At 65.5% G+C, this 16,984-nt stretch carries 15 protein-coding genes; 10 read left to right on the top strand and 5 right to left on the bottom strand.

Translation table 11 applies throughout. The features are described from left to right. Window positions 1-8: 8 nt before the first annotated feature. Window positions 9-1,196, top strand: a complete 1,188-nt coding sequence (gene prpF / locus ACW9UL_RS11365; RefSeq protein ID WP_457787060.1) for a 2-methylaconitate cis-trans isomerase PrpF — start codon at window positions 9-11, stop codon at window positions 1,194-1,196. A 66-nt stretch (window positions 1,197-1,262) separates the two neighbouring features. Here the strand turns inward: prpF and ppsR are convergent, their stop codons facing one another. Next, a complete protein-coding gene (ppsR, locus tag ACW9UL_RS11360; RefSeq protein WP_457787059.1) occupies window positions 1,263-2,081 on the bottom strand; it encodes a posphoenolpyruvate synthetase regulatory kinase/phosphorylase PpsR in 819 nt (272 codons plus the stop codon). Window positions 2,082-2,263: 182 nt separating this feature from the next. Here ppsR and ppsA point away from each other — a divergent pair, with 182 nt between their 5' ends. The 9 genes from ppsA to ACW9UL_RS11315 all read left to right on the top strand — a co-directional run bounded on the left by ppsA (window position 2,264) and on the right by ACW9UL_RS11315 (window position 10,552). After that, window positions 2,264-4,636: a phosphoenolpyruvate synthase gene (ppsA, locus tag ACW9UL_RS11355; protein WP_031303835.1), complete on the top strand. Its 2,373-nt coding sequence runs from the start codon at window positions 2,264-2,266 to the stop codon at window positions 4,634-4,636. Between the two features lie 127 nt (window positions 4,637-4,763). Further along, window positions 4,764-5,753, top strand: a complete 990-nt coding sequence (locus ACW9UL_RS11350; RefSeq protein ID WP_457787058.1) for an alpha/beta fold hydrolase — start codon at window positions 4,764-4,766, stop codon at window positions 5,751-5,753. A gap of 91 nt (window positions 5,754-5,844) precedes the next feature. Further along, window positions 5,845-6,144, top strand: coding sequence for a Rieske (2Fe-2S) protein (locus tag ACW9UL_RS11345; protein ID WP_457787057.1), 300 nt, complete (start codon window positions 5,845-5,847; stop codon window positions 6,142-6,144). A 36-nt stretch (window positions 6,145-6,180) separates the two neighbouring features. After that, window positions 6,181-6,669 carry a ribonuclease E activity regulator RraA gene (rraA, locus tag ACW9UL_RS11340; RefSeq protein WP_021443659.1) on the top strand — a complete coding sequence of 163 codons (489 nt, stop codon included), beginning with the start codon at window positions 6,181-6,183 and terminating at the stop codon, window positions 6,667-6,669. 4 nt (window positions 6,670-6,673) lie between these two features. Further along, window positions 6,674-7,660, top strand: a complete 987-nt coding sequence (gene cmaX / locus ACW9UL_RS11335) for a divalent cation transporter CmaX (protein WP_457787056.1) — start codon at window positions 6,674-6,676, stop codon at window positions 7,658-7,660. Between the two features lie 49 nt (window positions 7,661-7,709). Continuing rightward, the gene (locus tag ACW9UL_RS11330; protein WP_177342892.1) at window positions 7,710-7,961 is read left to right on the top strand and encodes a CrfX protein; all 252 of its coding nucleotides are present in this window, start codon (window positions 7,710-7,712) and stop codon (window positions 7,959-7,961) included. A 1-nt stretch (window position 7,962) separates the two neighbouring features. Continuing rightward, entirely contained in the window at window positions 7,963-8,787 is an 825-nt protein-coding gene (locus ACW9UL_RS11325; RefSeq protein ID WP_021443662.1) for a mechanosensitive ion channel family protein, read from the top strand. An 85-nt stretch (window positions 8,788-8,872) separates the two neighbouring features. Then, a complete protein-coding gene (sigX, locus tag ACW9UL_RS11320) occupies window positions 8,873-9,463 on the top strand; it encodes an RNA polymerase sigma factor SigX (RefSeq protein WP_031303023.1) in 591 nt (196 codons plus the stop codon). Window positions 9,464-9,571: 108 nt separating this feature from the next. Continuing rightward, a complete protein-coding gene (locus ACW9UL_RS11315) occupies window positions 9,572-10,552 on the top strand; it encodes an OmpA family protein (RefSeq protein ID WP_122109772.1) in 981 nt (326 codons plus the stop codon). 115 nt (window positions 10,553-10,667) lie between these two features. Here ACW9UL_RS11315 and cobA read toward each other — a convergent pair whose 3' ends face one another. The 4 genes from cobA to nirB all read right to left on the bottom strand — a co-directional run bounded on the left by cobA (window position 10,668) and on the right by nirB (window position 16,981). Continuing rightward, a complete protein-coding gene (gene cobA, locus ACW9UL_RS11310; protein WP_457787055.1) occupies window positions 10,668-11,411 on the bottom strand; it encodes a uroporphyrinogen-III C-methyltransferase in 744 nt (247 codons plus the stop codon). A gap of 11 nt (window positions 11,412-11,422) precedes the next feature. Next, window positions 11,423-14,140 (bottom strand): nitrate reductase, encoded by a 2,718-nt coding sequence (locus ACW9UL_RS11305; protein WP_457787054.1) that lies wholly within the window; start codon window positions 14,138-14,140, stop codon window positions 11,423-11,425. Window positions 14,141-14,201: 61 nt separating this feature from the next. Continuing rightward, a complete protein-coding gene (gene nirD / locus ACW9UL_RS11300; protein WP_457787053.1) occupies window positions 14,202-14,528 on the bottom strand; it encodes a nitrite reductase small subunit NirD in 327 nt (108 codons plus the stop codon). Next, complete coding sequence (gene nirB / locus ACW9UL_RS11295; protein WP_457787052.1) at window positions 14,525-16,981, bottom strand: nitrite reductase large subunit NirB; 2,457 nt, start codon at window positions 16,979-16,981, stop codon at window positions 14,525-14,527. Before nirB ends, nirD begins: the two co-directional genes overlap by 4 nt. Between the last annotated feature and the right edge of the window lie 3 nt (window positions 16,982-16,984).

Raw genomic sequence — 16,984 nt, 5'->3', positions numbered from 1 at the left:
ACTCACCTATGGCTCATCAACCCCAGATCAAGATTCCTGCCACCTATATCCGTGGCGGTACCAGCAAGGGCGTGTTCTTCCGCCTGCAGGATTTACCCGAGCGCTGCCAGGTGCCGGGCGCGGCGCGCGACAAGCTGTTTATGCGCGTGATCGGCAGCCCCGACCCGTACAGCGCGCATATCGACGGCATGGGCGGCGCGACCTCGAGCACCTCCAAGTGCGTGATCCTGTCGAAAAGCAGCCAGCCCGAACACGACGTCGACTACCTCTACGGCCAGGTTTCCATCGACAAGGCCTTCGTCGACTGGAGCGGCAACTGCGGCAACCTGTCCACCGCGGCCGGTGCCTTTGCCATCCATGCCGGCCTGGTCGATCCGGCGCGGATTCCCGACAACGGCACCTGCGTGGTGCGCATCTGGCAGGCCAATATCCACAAGACCATCATCGCCCACGTGCCGATCACCAACGGCCAGGTGCAGGAAACCGGCGACTTCGAGCTGGACGGGGTGACCTTTCCGGCGGCGGAGATCGTGCTGGAATTTCTTGACCCGTCCGACGATGGCGAGGAGGGCGGCTCGATGTTTCCCACCGGCAATCTGGTGGATCAGCTGGAGGTGCCCGGCGTCGGCACCTTCAAGGCGACCATGATCACCGCCGGCATTCCCACGGTGTTCGTCAATGCCGAGGACATCGGCTACCAGGGCACCGAGCTGCGCGAGGCCATCAACGGCGATCCGGCGCAACTGGCGCGTTTCGAGCAGATCCGCGTGGCCGGCGCGCTGCGCATGGGCCTGATCAAGACGGCGGAAGAAGCGGCTACCCGCCAGCACACGCCGAAGATCGCCTTCGTTTCCCCGCCGAAGAGTTACAAGGCCTCCAGTGGCAAGCAGATAGAGGCTGGCGAGGTCGATCTGCTGGTGCGCGCGCTGTCCATGGGCAAGCTGCACCACGCCATGATGGGCACCTGCGCGGTGGCCATCGGCACGGCCGCGGCGATTCCCGGCACCCTGGTCAACCTGGCGGCCGGCGGCGGCGAGCGCGAGGCGGTGCGTTTCGGCCATCCCTCCGGCACCCTGCGCGTCGGCGCCCAGGCGAAACGGGTCGACGGCCAATGGACGGTGACCAAGGCCATCATGAGTCGCAGTGCGCGCATCCTCATGGAAGGCTGGGTACGGGTGCCGGGCGACAGTTTCTGATGGCGAAAACTGGAAAAGGCTCGAAATTGCGAGCCTTTTTCTTTTTGAAACAGCTGGTTATGGCGATTACTTGAGCCGGCGTTCCACGCCTTTCTCCACCAGGATCTTGGCCGAGATTTCCTCCACCGAGAAATGCGTGGAGTTGATATAGGCGATGTTCTCGCGGCGGAACAGGTTCTCCACCTCGCGCACCTCGAACTCGCACTGGGCGAAGCTGGCGTAGCGGCTGTTGGGCTTGCGCTCGTGGCGGATGGCGGTGAGCCGGTCGGGGTCGATGGTCAGGCCGAACAGCTTGTTCTTGTACGGCTTGAGCGCGGCCGGCAGTTGCAGGCGCTCCATGTCGTCCTCGGTCAGCGGGTAGTTGGCGGCGCGAATGCCGTACTGCATGGCCATGTAAAGGCAGGTGGGGGTCTTGCCGCAGCGCGACACGCCGACCAGGATCAGGTCGGCCTTGTCGTAGTAGTGGGTGCGTGCGCCGTCGTCATTGTCCAGGGCGAAGTTCACCGCCTCGATGCGCTCCATGTAGTTGGAGTTCTGCCCGATGGAGTGGGACTTGCCCACCGAGTAGGAGGAGTGCGAGGTGAGCTCCTGCTCCAGCGGCGCGAGGAAGGTGGAGAAGCTGTCGATCATGAAGCCGTTGGCGGTGGCCAGTACGTCGCGGATGTCCTGGTTGACGATGGTGTCGAAGATGATCGGGCGTGCGCCGTCCCTTTCGGCAGCCAGATCGATTTGTTGTACCATGGCGCGCGCTTTATCGACGCTGTCGATATAGGGACGCGTCAGTTTGGTGAATTGAATATTCTCGAACTGCGCGAGCAGGCTCTGGCCCAGGGTTTCGGCGGTGATGCCGGTGCCGTCGGAGATGAAGAAAGCGGTTCGTTTCATTTGCGCCAAAGGCCTTAAGCTGAGTTCGATTCTTGGCTATCATAGGCCGCGTTTTTCGCCGGCCCCACCGGGTTCGGCATTGTTACTTATACAAGGGCCAGGCCACAATCTCGCGATCTTGAGTTCGCCGGACCTTCCAGAGCCCCCTGAGCTTTTCCAACACCGTTAGTGGAGAGATCACCTTGGTAGAGTACGTAGTTTCCCTCGATAAGCTCGGCAATCACGATGTTGAGCATGTGGGGGGCAAGAACGCATCCCTCGGCGAGATGATCAGCAACCTGGCTGGTGCCGGTGTCTCGGTTCCCGGCGGTTTCGCCACTACGGCTCAGGCCTACCGCGACTTTCTCGAGCAGAGCGGCCTGAACGCGCAGATCCACGCGGCCCTCGATGCCCTCGACGTCGACGACGTCAACGCCCTGGCCAAGACCGGTGCGCAGATTCGCCAGTGGGTGATGGACGCCGAGTTCCCGGCCGAACTGGACAAGCAGATCCGTGATGCCTTCGCCACCATGAGCGCCGGCAACGACAACATGGCCGTGGCCGTGCGTTCCTCCGCCACCGCCGAAGACCTGCCGGACGCCTCCTTCGCCGGCCAGCAGGAGACCTTCCTCAACATCCGCGGCGTGGACAACGTGATCCGCGCGGCCAAGGAAGTCTTCGCCTCCCTGTTCAACGACCGCGCCATCGCCTACCGCGTGCACCAGGGCTTCGACCACAAGCTGGTCGCCCTGTCCGCCGGGGTGCAGCGCATGGTGCGCTCGGAAACCGGCACTGCCGGCGTGATGTTCACCCTCGACACCGAATCCGGCTTCCGTGACGTGGTCTTTATCACCGGCGCCTACGGCCTCGGCGAGACCGTGGTGCAGGGCGCGGTCAACCCCGACGAGTTCTACGTGCACAAGCCGACCCTGGAAGCCGGCCGCCCGGCGATCCTGCGTCGCAACCTGGGCAGCAAGGCGATCAAGATGGTCTACGGCGACGAAGCCAAGGCCGGTCGCTCGGTCAAGACCGTGGAAGTCGACCGCGCCGAGCGCGCGCGCTTCTGCATCAGCGACGCCGAGGTCAGCGAGCTGGCCAAGCAGGCACTGATCATCGAGAAGCACTACGGCCGGCCGATGGACATCGAGTGGGCCAAGGACGGCGACGACGGCAAACTATACATCGTCCAGGCCCGCCCTGAGACCGTGAAGAGCCGCGCCAGCGCCACCGTGATGGAGCGCTACCTGCTGAAAGAGAAGGGCACCGTACTGGTGGAAGGCCGCGCCATCGGCCAACGCATCGGCGCCGGCAAGGTGCGGGTGATCCACGACGTCTCCGAGATGGACAAGGTGCAGCCGGGCGACGTGCTGGTCTCCGACATGACCGACCCGGATTGGGAACCAGTGATGAAGCGCGCCAGCGCCATCGTCACCAACCGCGGCGGGCGTACCTGCCACGCGGCGATCATCGCCCGCGAGCTGGGTATTCCGGCTGTGGTCGGTTGCGGCAACGCCACTCAGGTGCTGAAAGACGGCCAGGGCGTCACCGTCTCCTGCGCCGAGGGCGACACCGGCTTCATCTTCGAAGGTGAGCTGGGCTTCGACATTCGCAAGAACTCGGTCGACGCCATGCCCGAGCTGCCGTTCAAGATCATGATGAACGTCGGCAACCCGGACCGCGCCTTCGACTTCGCCCAGCTGCCCAACGAAGGCGTGGGCCTGGCCCGTCTGGAATTCATCATCAACCGCATGATCGGCGTGCACCCCAAGGCGCTGCTGAACTTCGCCGGTCTGCCGGCCGAGATCAAGGACAGCGTCGAGAAGCGCATCGCCGGTTACGGCGATCCGGTGGACTTCTACGTCGAGAAGCTGGTCGAGGGCATCAGCACCCTGGCCGCCGCGTTCTGGCCGAAGAAGGTCATCGTGCGGCTGTCGGACTTCAAGTCCAACGAATACGCCAACCTGATCGGCGGCAAGCTCTACGAGCCGGAAGAAGAAAACCCGATGCTCGGCTTCCGCGGCGCCTCGCGCTACATCAGCGAGTCCTTCCGCGACTGCTTCGAGCTGGAATGCCGCGCGCTGAAGAAGGTGCGCGGCGAGATGGGTCTGACCAACGTCGAGATCATGGTGCCCTTCGTGCGCACCCTGGGCGAGGCCTCGCAAGTGGTCGAGCTGCTGGCCAGCAACGGCCTGGCCCGCGGTCAGGACGGCCTGAAGGTGATCATGATGTGCGAGCTGCCGTCCAACGCCATCCTGGCCGAGGAGTTCCTCGAGTTCTTCGACGGCTTCTCCATCGGTTCCAACGACCTGACCCAGCTGACCCTGGGCCTGGACCGCGACTCTGGCATCGTCGCCCACCTGTTCGACGAGCGTAACCCGGCGGTGAAGAAGCTGCTGGCCAACGCCATCGCCGCCTGCAACAAGGCCGGCAAGTACATCGGCATCTGCGGCCAGGGTCCCTCGGACCACCCGGACCTGGCCAAGTGGCTGATGGAGCAGGGCATCGAGAGCGTCTCGCTGAACCCGGACTCGGTGCTCGACACCTGGTTCTTCCTCGCCGAGACTCAACCCGCCTGAGGCCGTGCCTGACGGCGACAAAGGGCGGGTCGATCCCGCCCTTTTTTGTGCACCGCCGTCTCGCAAGCCGCTGTGAAACGATCTCTCCCGGCAATATTTCGTGTAAGCGCTTCCGGTCGTCCGATCCATGCAAAGCAGCAGTGAGCTTTTCCCCGTCGCCCTGATCAGCGCCGAATTGCGCGGCGATCTCAGCGAGGACGTCTACCTTGTCAAACCCAACAACAGCCCGGACTCCAGCGTCGAGCTGGCCCTGACCCGTCTCGGCCTGGCCGGTGCCGAAGATGCGCGCGGGGTGCCGGTGGTGCTGCTGCACGGCAGCTTTTCCAACCGGCGTTTCTGGTACTCGCCCAGGGGCGTCGGCCTGGGCGCGTACCTGGCGCGTGCCGGCTTCGATGTGTGGATCGCCGAGATGCGCGGCCACGGCCTGTCGCCACGTAACGAGGGCTACCGCCACAACAGCGTGGCGCAGTACGTGCGCCACGACCTGCCGGCCATCGCCGCCTTCATCGCCGAGCAGAACGGGCAGGTCGCCCACTGGATAGGTCATTCCCTGGGGGGCATCACCCTGGCCGCGGCGCTCGGCGGCGGCTACCTGGACGCCCGGCAGGTGCGCTCGGCGGCGCTGTTCGGCAGCCAGATCAGCCGCGTCCACTGGCCGCTCAAGCTGCCGCCGGTGGAGTGGAGCGGGCGTCTGCTGCTCAAGGGCCTGCCCTATATTTCCGGGCGGCGGATGAAGCAGGGGCCGGAGGACGAACCCATCGGCATCGCCCTGGAGAGCCTGCGCTGGCACGGCCTGTTCGGCCGTTTCGGCGACCGCGAGCAGGATTGGTGGGCCGGCCTGGCCGGCGTCGAGGTGCCGCTGCTGGCGGTGGCCGCCGCCGGCGACCGCCAGGATCCGCCCTGGGCCTGCCGCAAGCTGCTGCAACAATGCGCGGCGGCGCCGCAGCAGTTTCTGCTGCTGAGCAAGCAGGGCGGGTTCTCCAGCGACTACGGGCATGTCGAGATGCTGGTCAGCAAGGAGGCGCAGCGCGAGGTCTGGCCGCTGGCCGAGTACTGGCTGAACCACCTGCAGCTGCCAGCCGGTTTCGCCGAGCAGCCCACTGCTACGGGGGCTTGAGGCGGCGCGGGCGTTCCTTCGCCGCGCGCATGCCGTTAAGATGTGACGCGATAAAGGCTTGCGGTCATTTCAGGAGCCGCCGGAGGGGGGCATGTTCATCGCGCTGGAGCGCCTGATCAACCTCGACGAGGGCTACCAGCGCAGCTTCCAGGTTGCCGGGCGCAGCCTGTTGCTGCTGGTGGTCGAGGGGCAGCCGGTGCTGCTGGAAAACCGCTGCCCGCACCAGGGCGCGCCGCTGCACGACGCCAGCCTGCAGGGCCGGGTGCTGCGCTGCGCACGCCATGGCGTCGAGTTCGACCTGCGCAGCGGGCAGGCGCTGAACGCCCAGTGCGCCGGGTTGTTCCTGTTGCACGCGGCCTACGACGGCGACCGCATCGGTGTCGACCTCTAGCCGTCTCACCCATTCATTGCTGAAAGGAGTTTTGCCATGCACTACATCACCCCCGACCTGTGTGACGCCTACCCGGAGCTGGTGCAGGTGGTCGAGCCGATGTTCGCCAACTACGGCGGTCGCGACTCCTTCGGCGGCCAGATCGTCACCATCAAGTGCCATGAGGACAACTCGCTGGTCAAGGAGCAGGTCGACCTGCCCGGCCAGGGCAAGGTGCTGGTGGTGGACGGCGGCGGTTCGCTGCGCCGCGCCCTGCTCGGCGACATGCTCGCCGAGAAGGCGGCCAAGAACGGCTGGGAAGGCATAGTGGTGTACGGCTGCATCCGCGACGTCGACGTGATCGCCCAGACCGAACTGGGCGTGCAGGCCCTGGCCAGCCATCCGATGAAGACAGACAAGCGCGGCATCGGCGATCTCAACGTGGCGGTGACCTTCGGCGGCGTGACCTTCCGCCCGGGCGAGTACCTGTATGCCGACAACAACGGCATCATCGTCGCCCCGCAAGCCCTGAGCATGCCGGAATAAGCCCATGCAGGATCAGCAATCGGCCCTGCTGCATGCCTTCGTCCTCGACGGACGCGGCGGCGCACGCAGCATCACGGGCGAAGAGCTGGACGGTCTGCAGTTGGCCGAGCAGGAAAGCCTGTGGCTGCACTGGGATCGCAGCCAACCTCAGGCGCAGCATTGGCTGCGCGAGCACAGCGGGCTGGACGAGTTCAGCTGCGACCTGTTGCTCGAGGAAAACACCCGGCCGCGCCTGCTGCCGTTGCCGGACGACGAGCTGCTGCTGTTCCTGCGCGGGGTCAACCGCAACCCCGGCGCCGAGCCGGAGGACATGGTCTCGGTGCGCATCTTCGCCGATGCGCGGCGGGTCATCTCGCTGCGCCTGCGCCCGCTGCGGGCCACCGAGGCGCTGATCGAGGACCTGCAGGCGGGCAGGGGGCCGAAAACCCCGTCCGAGCTGCTGCTGGAGCTGGCGCGCTACCTGACCGACCGCGTCGACGACCTGATCGCCGAATTGGGCGAGCTGCTCGACGGCGAGGAAGATCGCCTGGATGCCGACGAGCGCTACCGTCCCGAACACGGCCTGATGCTCCAGGTGCGCCGGCGCGCGGCCAGCCTGCGCCGCTTCCTGGCGCCGCAGCGCGATCTCTACGCCCAGCTGGCGCGCAACCGCCAGCCCTGGTTCGTCGAGGACGACGACGATTACTGGAACGAACTGAACAACCGCCTGACCCGTTACCTGGAAGAGCTGGAGCTGGTCCGCGAGCGCGTCAGCCTGGTGCTGGAGGCGGAGAGTCGGCGCCTGAGCGAACGGATGAACCGCATCATGTACCGCTTCAGCATCATCACCGGGCTGTTCCTGCCGCTGACCTTCCTCACCGGCCTGCTGGGCATCAACGTCGGCGGCATACCCGGCGCCGAGAGTCCGCTCGGTTTCTTCGTCGCCTGCGGCCTGATGGCCAGCCTGGCACTCGGCCAGCTGTGGCTGTTTCGCCGCTGGCGCTGGCTGTGATGTGTGACTTGGCCGCTCGCCGCCGCGTCTAGCCGTGACATCCCGTGAGGTGCGCATGCACGATCCATTCGAAGAATCCCTACGCGATTTGCTCAAGTCATCGCCGTCCAATCATGACGACGATGCCTGCCTGCACCGGGTTCTCAAGACCGCCAACCGTCAGGTCGGCGCCGGCGACCTGTTCAGCCTGATGGGCCACTGGCTCGAAGCCCTGATGATTGCCCTGAACAACGGCTCGGCGCATGTCGCGCCGGTTTCGCGCCGTACCCATTCCCCTGCTTCCGCTGATAAGGCCGATTGAAATGGAACTCGACCCCTGGACCCAAAGCCTGATCGCCGCCATGACCGCACTCTGGACCAAGGTCGCCGGCTTCATTCCTAACCTGTTCGTCGCCCTGGTGCTGGTGCTGCTCGGCTTCGTCGTGGCCAAGCTGCTCGACACCCTGCTGTCCAAACTGCTCGGCAAGGTCGGGCTGGATCGCCTGATGATGGGCACCGGGCTGACCAAACTGCTGGCGCGCGTCGGCATCCAGGCTTCGGTGTCGACCCTGATCGGCAAGATCGTCTACTGGTTCGTGCTGCTGATTTTCCTCGTCTCGGCGGCCGAGTCGCTCGGCCTGCAGCGGGTTTCCGCCACCCTCGACGTGCTGGCGCTGTATTTGCCCAAGGTATTCGGCGCGGCCCTGGTGCTGCTCGCCGGCGTGCTACTGGCGCAGCTGGTCAGCAGCCTGGTGCGTGGCGCGGCAGAGGGCGTCGGCCTGGATTATGCCCACGGCCTGGGCCGTGTGGCCCAGGGCCTGGTGATCATCATCAGCATCTCGGTGGCGATCGGTCAGCTGGAGGTCAAGACCGATCTGCTCAACAACGTCATCGCCATCGTGCTGATCTCGGTCGGCCTGGCAGTGGCGCTGGCCCTGGGTCTGGGCAGTCGGGAAATCGCCAGCCAGATCCTGGCCGGCATTTATGTGCGCGAGTTGTACCAGGTCGGGCAACAAGTGCAGGTTGGTGAGGTCGAAGGCCAGATCGAGGAAATCGGCACGGTCAAGACTATCCTGTTAACCGATGCGGGTGAGTTGGTCTCGGTGGCCAACCGCGTGATGCTCGAGCAACGGGTAAACAGTCGCTAACGCGCCAATCCTGCTACTTTATGCCGCCGCCCGACAGGTATAGCCTGTGGGGCGGTTTTCGTCCCGACTTTCGGCCCAACTTGTTTTGAACAAAGCCCAAACCTTGCCCACACGTTACGACCCCCGCGAGCTCACCGATGAGGAGCTGGTGGCGCGCGCTCACGACGAGTTGTTCCACATCACCCGTGCTTATGAAGAACTCATGCGCCGTTACCAGCGCACCCTGTTCAATGTCTGCGCGCGTTATCTGGGGAACGAAAGGGACGCCGACGATGTCTGTCAAGAGGTCATGCTGAAAGTTCTTTACGGTTTGAAGAACTTCGAGGGCAAGTCCAAGTTCAAGACCTGGCTCTACAGCATCACCTATAACGAGTGCATTACCCAGTACCGCAAAGAGCGCAGAAAGCGGCGTTTGATCGACGCCCTGAGTCTCGATCCGCTGGAAGAGGCGTCCGAGGAAAAGACGCCGAAAGTCGAGGAACGCGGTGGTCTGGATCGCTGGTTGGTGCACGTCAACCCGATCGATCGGGAAATTCTGGTGCTACGTTTTGTCGCAGAGCTAGAGTTCCAGGAGATCGCCGACATCATGCATATGGGCTTGAGCGCCACGAAAATGCGCTACAAGCGAGCTTTGGATCGATTGCGCGACAAATTTTCGGACACTTCCGAAACTTAGTTCAGCTAATCGACCACTAAGGGAGTGGCGAACCCTGCTAAAATCGCCGCCAAGTTGCCGACTGAAACTGCAGGCGACTTATTAACCACCAAGATGGGGATTTAACGGATGAAACTGAAAAACACCTTGGGCGTAGTCATTGGCTCTCTCGTTGCCGCAACTTCCTTCGGCGCGCTGGCGCAAGGGCAAGGCGCTGTCGAGGTGGAGGGCTTCGTCAATCGCTACTTCGCCGACACCCAGCGTGACTTCGCTCACGATGAAGGCAACCTGTTCGGCGCCAGCATTGGCTACTACCTGACCGACGATGTCGAGCTGGCCCTGTCCTACGGCGAGTACCACGACCTGCGTGGCGAAGGCGCTGCCGGCAGCAAGAACATCAAAGGCAACCTGACCGACCTGAAGGCCCTCTACCACTTCGGTCAGCCGGGTGCAGGCCTGCGTCCCTACGTGTCTGCCGGCTTCGGCCATCAGAGCATCGGCGACGCCAACAGCGGCGGCCGTGATCACTCCACCCTGGCCATCGCCGGTGCCGGTGCCAAGTACTACTTCACCGAGATGTTCTACGCCCGTGCCGGCGTCGACGCTCTGTACAACATCGACCAGGGCGACACCGAGTGGCAAGCCGGCGTCGGCGTTGGTCTGAACTTCGGCGGCGGCAGCAAGCCTGCCCCGGCTCCGGCCCCCGTAGCCGCTGTCGAGCCGATGCCCGAGCCCGCTCCGGAGCCGGTAATGGAAGCCGTGCGCGTCGAGCTGGACGTCAAGTTCGACTTCGACAAGGACCGCGTGAAAGAAGAAAGCTACGGTGACATCAAGAACCTGGCCGACTTCATGAACCAGTACCCGCAGACCACCACCACCGTTGAAGGTCACACCGACTCCGTCGGCAGCGACACCTACAACCAGGGTCTGTCCGAGCGCCGTGCCAACGCCGTTCGCGATGTGCTGGTCAACCAGTACGGTGTCGATGGCAGCCGTGTGAACACCGCCGGTTACGGCGAGTCGCGCCCGGTAGCCGACAACGCCACTGAAGCTGGTCGCGCCGTCAACCGTCGCGTTGAAGCCGAAGTGGAAGCCCAGATCCAGCAGTAATGCTTCTGGTGCGCTAAGAAAAACCCGGCCTTGGCCGGGTTTTTTCTTTTCTGGAATAAAAAAGCCCGCCAAGGGGGCGACGGGCAAACAACGACTTCGCAGGAGCGCGAAGCGGTCAGGCATGCAGGAGCTGAGGCATGCTGATATGGCTGCTGGCGCGGGCGACTTCGCCGATCACCAGGATGGCCGGACTCTGCAGGGCAAAGGCGCGGGCATCTGCGACCATATCGGCCAGTTGGCTGCGGCATTCGCGCTGCTCGGGAAGTGAGGCGTTCTCGATCATCGCCACCGGCATTTCGCCGCTCATGCCGCCGGCGAGCAGGCCGGCCTGGATGTCGACCAGCTTGGCCACGCCCATATAGACCACCAGGGTGGTGCCGCCCTGGGCCAGGGCCGCCCAGTTCAGGCTGCTGTCGTCCTGGGTATGGGCGGTGACCAGGGTCACGCCGCGCGCCACGCCGCGCAGGGTCAGGGGAATGCCGCAGTTGGTGGCGCCGGCCAACCCGGCGGTGATGCCGTTGACCAGCTCCACCTCGATACCGTGCGCGCCGAGCCAGTCGGCTTCCTCGCTGCCGCGGCCGAAGATGCACGGATCGCCGCCTTTCAGGCGCACCACGCACTTGCCCTGGCGCGCGTAGCGCAGCATCAGGCGATGGATAAAGGCCTGCGGGGTGGAGCGGCAGCCGCCGCGCTTGCCCACCGAGACGATGCGCGCGCCTGGGCAGTGTTCCAGCACGGCCGGGTTGACCAGATCGTCGATCATCACGATCTCGGCCTGATTCAGGGCCTTGACCGCCTTCAGCGTCAGCAGCTCGGGATCACCAGGGCCAGCGCCCACCAGCCAAACTTTTGCGCTCATATCGGGTTCCTCTAGGCGTTGACGGCAAGCGGCTGGTTAGCCAGCAGGCGTTTGATTTCGGGGACGCAGGAGCCGCAGCTGGTGCCGCACTTGAGCTCCTGCTTGAGGCCGTCCAGGTCCAGGCCGCGCTTGATGCCGGCGCACACCGCGCTTTCGCTGACGTTCAGGCAGTTGCACAGGGTCTTGCCGCGCGTGGTGGCAACGGCGTTGCCCGGCGGCGCGGAGACCGGGGCGAGCAGCCAGCGGCGCAGGTCGGCGTCAGCCTGGCCGTCCAGCCACAGGCTTCTGAGCCATTCGCTGGCGGCGGTTTCGCCGGCCAGGCGGATGCTGACGATACGGCCGTCCTCGATGCGCACGCGCTTGCCCACCGCGCGGCGCGGGTCGTCGTAGGCCAGCACCGGGCCCTGGTGCAGGCGCAGCAGGCGGTCGATCTGTGCCAGCAGCTCGGGCTGCGGCGCCACGGCGCAGGCGGCGCGGATCAGCAGGGCGGGGCGCTCGCGGCCTGTGGGGGTGAGGCTGGCGTAGGCGAAGTCCTCGAACAGCGGGCGCAGGGCCTCGAAGCGGCTCTGCACCTCGCCCTCGACCAGGGCGAACAGCTGCCAGGGTAGCTCGACCCTGTCCACCTCGACCCCGGCGTGCTTGAGCTCCGGCTGCTTGGACAGCGGATCGAAGGCCGGCTGGGTCAGCACGTTGGTGCCCAGGCCCTTGAGGAAGCGGTCGCCCCAGTGCATCGGCAGCCAGGCCTGGCCTGGGCGCACCGATTCATCGGCCTGCACCGGCAGGATCAGGCTGCCGCGGCGGCTGCGCAGCTTGACCAGGTCGCCGTCCTGCAGACGGCGGCGGCGCAGTTCGTCCGGGTGCAGGCCGAGCACGGCGGCCTCGACATGGCCGAACAGGCGCGCGGCGGTGCCGGTGCGGCTCATGCCGTGCCACTGGTCGCGCAGGCGGCCGGTGTTGAGAGTCAGGGAGAAACGCGCCTCGCGCTTTTCCTTTGGCGCGCGGTACGGGTCGGCATGGAACTGCGCGCGCCCGCTGGCGGTGGGGAAGCGGCCGTCGGCATAGAGTCGCGCGGTGCCCTGGCGTGCGCCGGGCGCAAACGGCCATTGCTGGGGACCTTGGTCGTCGAGCAGCGCATAGTTGAGCCCCGAGAGGTCGAGGTCGCGCTGGGCGGTCAGGTGCTTGTATTCCTCGAACAGCGCTTCGCTGTCGGCGAAATCGAACAGGCTGGGCAGGCCGGGGCGGAGCAGAGTTTCCAGGCGACGGGCGAAGTCGCAGGTGATTGACCAGTCGGGCTGCGCCTCTGCGGGCGCTGGCACGGCGCGGCGTACATGGCTGACACGGCGCTCGGAGTTGGTCACCGTGCCTTCCTTCTCGCCCCAGCTGGCGGCGGGCAGCAGCAGGTCGGCGTAGCGGCAGGTCTCGGTGGTGAAGAAGGCTTCCTGCACCACGACGAAGGGGCAGGCGGCCAGGGCCTCGTGCACCTTGTTCTGGTTCGGCAGCGACTGCGCCGGGTTGGTGCAGGCGATCCACAGCGCCTTGATGCGGCCCTCGTGCACCGCATCGAACAGTTCGATGGCGGACAGGCCGGGGTTTTCCGGCAGCGCATCGACGCCCCAGTAGGCGGCGACTTCGGCGCGGTGCTCGGCATTGCCGGCCTCGCGATGGCCCGGCAGCAGGTTACTCAGGCTGCCGGTCTCGCGGCCGCCCATGGCGTTGGGCTGGCCGGTCAGCGAGAAGGGGCCGGCGCCGGGCTTGCCGATTTGCCCGGTGGCCAGGTGCAGGTTGATCAGCGCGCTGTTCTTGGCGCTGCCGGACGAGGACTGATTGAGCCCCATGCACCACAGCGAGAGGAAGGAGGGCGCGCGGCCGATCAGTTCGGCGCAGCGCTGCAGGGCATCCAGGCTGATGCCGCAGATATCGGCGGTGGCCGCCGGGCTGTAGTCGCGCACCAGGTTTTTCAGCGCCTCGAAGCCTTCGGTGTGGGCGTCGATATAGGCGCGGTCGATCCAGCCCTCCCACAGCAGGAGATGCAGGATGCCGTGAAACAGCGCGACGTCGGTGCCGGGCAGGATCGCCAGGTGCAGGTCGGCCAGCTCGCAGGTGTCGGTGCGCCGCGGGTCGACGACGATGATCTGCATCTCGGGGCGCCTGGCCTTGGCTTCTTCCAGGCGGCGGAACAGTACCGGGTGGGCGTAGGCCATGTTGGAGCCGGCGATCAGCAGGCAGTCGCTCTGCTCGATATCCTCGTAACTGCAGGGCGGGGCGTCGGCGCCGAGGCTGCGCTTGTAGCCGACCACGGCGCTGGACATGCACAGCCGCGAGTTGCTGTCGATATTGTTGGTTCCCACCAGTGCTCTCGCCAGCTTGTTAAAGGCGTAGTAGTCCTCGGTCAGCAGCTGGCCGGAGATATAGAAGGCGACGCTGTCCGGGCCGTGCTCGCGGATGGTCTCGGCGAACACCGCTGCGGCGTGGTCTAGGGCGCTGTCCCAGTCCGTGCGGGTGCGGGCCAGGCCCTTGCCCAGGCGCAGCTCGGGATAGAGGGCGCGGGCGTCGAGGTCGCCGGTCAGGTGCAGGGTCGAACCCTTGCTGCACAGCTTGCCGAAGTTGGCCGGGTGGCTGGGGTCGCCGGCGACGCCGAGGATCTGCTCGCCGTCGTGCTCGATCAGCACGCCGCAGCCCACGCCGCAGTAGCAGCAGGTGGAGGCGGTGACTTGAGTGGGGCTGGCCATGTTCGGAGCTCCTAGGGGGCAATACGTCAGGCGGCAGACCGCGTGCCTGCCGCCGGACGGCTTAGGCGCACTTCGCGGCGGTGTTCAGGGCCAGCAGCACGCGGCCGCTTTCCACCTTGGCATGGTGCCGGTGCGCGCAGCCCACATCCGGCGCCACGGCCTCGCCGCTTTCCAGCTCGATCTGCCAGTTGTGCAGCGGGCAGGCCACGCGCTTGCCGTAGATCAGCCCCTGGGACAGCGGGCCGCCCTTGTGCGGGCAGCGGTCGTCGAGGGCGAAGACCTCGTCGGCCGCGGTACGGAAGATGGCGATGTCGCCCTTGGGGCCGCTGACGATGCGCGAGCCGAGCACGTTGATCTCGTCCAGGGCGCAGATATCCAGCCAGTTCATACGGTGGCCTCCTCAAGTTGCACGACCTTGATGGTGTCGAACTCTTTCTTCAGTTGCGGCGTCTCGATGCGCTCCTTCCAGGGGTCCTGCTCGAACGACAGGGCGTAGTGCAGGCGCGCGGCCAGGGCCTTGCGGTTGGCTTCGTCCTCCAGCACCGCCTTCTTGATGTGCTCCATGCCGACGCGCTGCATGTAGTGCACGGTGCGCTCGAGGTAGAAGGCCTCCTCGCGGTACAGCTGGAGGAAGGCGGCGTTGTATTCGCGCACTTCCTCGGCGGTCTTGACCTTAACGAAGAACTCGGCCACCTCGGTCTTGATCCCGCCGTTGCCGCCGATGTACATCTCGAAGCCGGAATCCACGCCGATGATGCCGACGTCCTTGATGCCGGCCTCGGCGCAGTTGCGCGGGCAGCCGGAGACCGCCAGTTTGACCTTGTGCGGCGACCACATGTTGAACAGGTCGTGCTCCAGGTCGATGCCCAGCTGGGTGGAGTTCTGCGTGCCGAAGCGGCAGAACTCGCTGCCGACGCAGGTCTTCACCGTGCGGATGGACTTGCCGTAGGCGTGGCCGGAGGGCATGTCCAGGTCCTTCCACACGGCCGGCAGGTCGTCCTTCTTGATGCCCAGCAGATCGATGCGCTGACCGCCGGTGACCTTGACCATGGGTACGTTGTATTTGTCGGCGACGTCGGCGATGCGGCGCAGCTCGGAGGGGTTGGTCACGCCGCCCCACATGCGCGGCACCACCGAGTAGGTGCCGTCCTTCTGGATATTGGCATGGGCGCGTTCGTTGATCAGGCGCGACTGCGGGTCGTCCTTGGCCTCGCCCGGCCAGGTGGAGATCAGGTAGTAGTTCAGCGCCGGGCGGCAGGTGGCGCAGCCGTTGGGCGTGCTCCAGTTGAGAAACTCCATGGTTTGCGCCATGGACGTCAGGTGCTGCTCGCGGATCGCCTTGCGGATCTGCCCGTGGTTGAGGTCGGAGCAGCCGCAGATGGCCTTCTCGCTCTTGGGCTTGACGTCGGCGGCGCCGCCGACGGTGCTGATCAGAATCTGCTCGACCAGGCCGGCGCAGGAGCCGCAGGAGCTGGCGGCCTTGGTGTGCTTCTTGACCTCGTCGACCGAGAACAACCCGTTCTCCTGGATGGCCCGGACTATGGTGCCCTTACACACGCCGTTGCAGCCGCAGATCTCCATGCTGTCGGGCATGTTGGCGGTCTTGTCGGCGCCCTGGTGACCGACGTCGCCGATGGCGCCTTCGCCGAACATCAGGTGGTCGCGGATCTCGCTGACGTTGTGGTTCTCGCGGATCTGGCGGAAGTACCAGCCGCCGTCGGCGGTGTCGCCGTACAGGCAGGCGCCGACCAGCACGTCGTCCTTGATCACCAGCTTCTTGTACACGCCGCCGATGGGGTCGGACAGCGTTATCGTTTCCGTTCCCTCGCCGCCCATAAATTCGCCGGCGGAGAACAGGTCGATGCCAGTCACTTTCAGCTTGGTCGAGGTCACCGAACCCTGATAGCGGGCGAAGCCGAGCTGGGCCAGGTGATTGGCGCAGACCTTGGCCTGCTCGAACAGCGGCGCCACCAGGCCGTAGGCGATGCCGCGGTGGCTGGCGCATTCGCCGATGGCGTAGATGCGCGGGTCATAGGTCTGCATGGTGTCGTTGACCAGGATGCCGCGGTTGCAGGCGATACCGGCGCTCTCGGCCAGTTCGCTGTTGGGGCGGATGCCGGCGGCCATCACCACCAGGTCCGCAGGGATCACCTCGCCGTCCTTGAATTTCACCGCGCAGACGCGGCCTTCGCCGTTGTCCAGCAGCTCGGCGGTGTGCTTGGGCAGGAGGAACTTCAGGCCGCGGTCTTCCAGGGATTTCTGCAGCAGCTCGCCGGCGGTGCGATCGAGCTGGCGCTCCAGCAGCCAGTCGCCCAGATGCACCACGGTGACGTCCATGCCGCGCAGCTTGAGGCCGTTGGCCGCCTCCAGGCCGAGCAGGCCGCCGCCGATGACTACGGCGTGCTTATGGGTCTTGGCGGTGTCCATCATCATCTGGGTGTCGGCGATATCGCGATAGCCGATCACGCCCTGCAGGTCCTTGCCCGGGATCGGCAGGATGAAGGGGTTGGAACCGGTGGCGATGAGCAGGCGGTCGTACTCGGCTTCGCTGCCGTCGTCGGCGATCACCAGGCGCTTCTTGCGGTCGATCTTGACCACCTTGCGCCCCAGCAGCAGCTTGATGTCGTTTTCCGCGTACCAGCCCAGATCGTTGAGCACGATCTCCTCGAAGGTCTGCTCGCCGGCCAGCACCGGCGAGAGCAGGATGCGGTTGTAGTTGGGGTGCGGCTCGGCGCCGAACACGGTGATGTCGTAGAGATCGGGGGCGAGCTTGAGCAGCTCTTCGAGGGTGCGTACACCCGCCATGCCGTTGCCGATCATCACCAGCTTGAGTTTTTGCATGCC

The organism is Pseudomonas sp. PL-6 (genome assembly GCF_054110165.1).
The sequence above is the reverse complement of the archived record's forward strand: the minus strand, read 5'-3'. Positions and strand labels throughout refer to the sequence as shown.

What these genes read in the sequence shown, in the direction of transcription:
- ppsR (WP_457787059.1), bottom strand. Translation starts at nt 2,081, where the DNA reads ATGAAACGAACCGCTTTCTTCATCTCCGACGGCACCGGCATCACCGCC.
- ACW9UL_RS11325 (WP_021443662.1), top strand. Translation starts at nt 7,963, where the DNA reads ATGGAACTCGACCCCTGGACCCAAAGCCTGATCGCCGCCATGACCGCA.
- nirB (WP_457787052.1), bottom strand. Translation starts at nt 16,981, where the DNA reads ATGCAAAAACTCAAGCTGGTGATGATCGGCAACGGCATGGCGGGTGTA.
- ACW9UL_RS11315 (WP_122109772.1), top strand. Translation starts at nt 9,572, where the DNA reads ATGAAACTGAAAAACACCTTGGGCGTAGTCATTGGCTCTCTCGTTGCC.
- nirD (WP_457787053.1), bottom strand. Translation starts at nt 14,528, where the DNA reads ATGAACTGGCTGGATATCTGCGCCCTGGACGAGATCAACGTGCTCGGC.
- cmaX (WP_457787056.1), top strand. Translation starts at nt 6,674, where the DNA reads ATGCAGGATCAGCAATCGGCCCTGCTGCATGCCTTCGTCCTCGACGGA.
- rraA (WP_021443659.1), top strand. Translation starts at nt 6,181, where the DNA reads ATGCACTACATCACCCCCGACCTGTGTGACGCCTACCCGGAGCTGGTG.
- prpF (WP_457787060.1), top strand. Translation starts at nt 9, where the DNA reads ATGGCTCATCAACCCCAGATCAAGATTCCTGCCACCTATATCCGTGGC.
- cobA (WP_457787055.1), bottom strand. Translation starts at nt 11,411, where the DNA reads ATGAGCGCAAAAGTTTGGCTGGTGGGCGCTGGCCCTGGTGATCCCGAG.
- ACW9UL_RS11345 (WP_457787057.1), top strand. Translation starts at nt 5,845, where the DNA reads ATGTTCATCGCGCTGGAGCGCCTGATCAACCTCGACGAGGGCTACCAG.
- ACW9UL_RS11305 (WP_457787054.1), bottom strand. Translation starts at nt 14,140, where the DNA reads ATGGCCAGCCCCACTCAAGTCACCGCCTCCACCTGCTGCTACTGCGGC.
- ACW9UL_RS11350 (WP_457787058.1), top strand. Translation starts at nt 4,764, where the DNA reads ATGCAAAGCAGCAGTGAGCTTTTCCCCGTCGCCCTGATCAGCGCCGAA.